Origin of the sequence: Microcoleus sp. Pol14D4 (assembly GCF_036701245.1) — a bacterium.
GTDB lineage: Bacteria > Cyanobacteriota > Cyanobacteriia > Cyanobacteriales > Microcoleaceae > Microcoleus.
On sequence record NZ_JAUBQM010000181.1, the window covers coordinates 1 to 2303 of the forward strand.

General features: G+C 50.5%; 1 protein-coding gene. It reads left to right on the plus strand.

What is annotated here, in order from left to right:
• The coding region (locus tag QUA33_RS27915; RefSeq protein ID WP_333152992.1) for a condensation domain-containing protein at positions 1-2303 on the plus strand (2303 nt) is incomplete at both ends.

The following is a 2303-nucleotide window of genomic DNA, read 5'->3' on the forward strand; positions in this document are numbered from 1 at the left end:
TACAAAACAGGGGATTTAGCCCGCTACCTGAGTGACGGTAACATCGAGTACCTCGGACGCACCGACAATCAGGTAAAAATACGCGGATTCCGTATCGAACTAGGGGAAATTGAAGCCGTACTGAGCCAGCATCCCGATGTAAGAGAGACTGTGGTCATCGCCACAGAGAACGTTGCTCTCGACAAACAATTGGTAGCTTATGTTGTCTGCCATCAGCAACCCGCACCCGCAATCAGTGACCTGCGCCGCTTCCTCAAAGAAAAACTGCCCGAGTATATGGTGCCGGGTGCTTTTGTCGTGCTCGAAGCACTGCCGCTGACACCGAACGGAAAGGTAGACCGCCGCGCCCTACCCGCCCCCGAAAAGCGTTCCGAACTGGAAGAATCTTTTGTCGCCCCACGCACTCCGATTGAGGAAATACTAGCCAGCATTTGGGGTAACATCCTCTCAAGTGACTCTGTGGGCGTGAGCGACAATTTCTTTGAGCTGGGCGGACATTCCTTATTAGCCACTCAAGTAATTTCTCGGGTGCGCGACACCTTGACCGTTGAATTACCGCTACGCAGTTTGTTTGAAGCTCCCACGATTGCCGAATTCGCTTCGCGGGTGGAAAATTTGATCGCAAAAGGACAATCTGTACTTTCAGAGCCTCTTGTACCAATTGCCAGGTCAGAGGACATCCCACTCTCCTTTGCTCAACAGCGACTGTGGTTTCTTGACCAGTTACAGCCCAACAGTCCCTTTTACAACATCCCGGTAGTGTTGCGTCTTTTCGGTCAGCTCAATATAGCTGCGCTACAGAACAGCATCAACGAAATTATCGGGCGTCACGAAGCCTTACGCACCAACTTCGCGACAGTAGAGGGAGAACCCATTCAGGCGATCGCCTCAACTCACAGTTGGGAACTACAAGTTGTCAGCTTGTTGCACCTAGGAGAAAGCGAGCGAGAAATTGAAGCGCAACGATGGGTAAATGAAGAAGCGAATCGACCTTTTAACCTGGAACGAGAGCTTTTACTCCGAGGTTTGGTGTTGCTGCTAGATGAAACCGAGTACGTCTTGCTGCTTACCATGCACCACATTATTTCTGATGGGTGGTCAGTAGGCGTGTTGTTGCGAGAGTTAGCAGAACTTTACAAAGCCAACAGCACGGGCATGGCTCCGGTTTTACCAGAATTATCCGTACAGTACGCCGACTTTGCTCTTTGGCAGCGGCAGTGGCTGCAAGGAGAAATACTCCAAACCCAGCTTGACTACTGGAAGCAACAACTATTGGACGCTCCAGCTTTATTAGAATTACCCACAGACCGAGCGCGACCGCCTGTTCAAACCTTCCGGGGAGGATATTACTATGCAGCCCTTTCCCTGGAATTGAGCGCGGAACTTACCGCTCTGGGCAAGCGAGCGGGAGTCACTATGTTTATGACCTTTTTGGCGGCATTTCAGACCTTACTCTCCCGCTATACAAACAGTGAGGACATCGTAGTGGGTACGCCTGTAGCTGGGCGCAATCGGCGAGAAATTGAAGGACTAATTGGCTTTTTTGTCAATACCTTAGTGCTGCGTACCGACCTCGGCGGCCACCCCAGTTTTGAGGAGTTACTCGCCAGAGTTCGCGAAGTGGCGCTGCAAGCTTACGCGCATCAAGACTTGCCCTTCGAGCAGTTGGTAGAGGCATTGCAACCAACGCGAGACTTAAGCTATACGCCTCTGTTCCAGGTGATGTTTGCCCTCGACGACGCTTTGGTTCCTTCTTTAGAACTGCCTGAGTTATCGGTAAGTTCTTATTCCGTGGAAATCGGCACTTCCAAGTTCGACCTGACTCTATCCCTGGAGAATACGGCTTCTGGATTGATAGGAGCATGGGAATACAATACTGATTTGTTTGATGAGGAGACGATCGCTCGGATGGCAGGACATTTCCAGACTTTACTCGAATCGATCGCAGCCAATCCAAAGCAGAAGATTTCAGAATTGCCAATTTTGAAAGCAGCGGAACAACAGCAGCTATTAGTCGAGTGGAACAGCACTCAAACAAATTATCCCGAATCTGCCTGCATTCACCAACTATTTGAACTTCAAGCAGAACAAACTCCCGACGCTGTAGCCCTAGTTTTTGGAGAGCAACAGCTAACCTACCAGCAGCTAAATTGTCGCGCCAATCAACTCGCACATTACTTGCAAACTTTGGGGGCTGGCCCGGAAGTTTTAGTGGGTGTTTGTTTCGATCGCTCTATGGATGCGATCGTCTCACTTTTGGCTGTTCTCAAAGCCGGAGCGGCTTACTTGCCCTTAGACCCCGC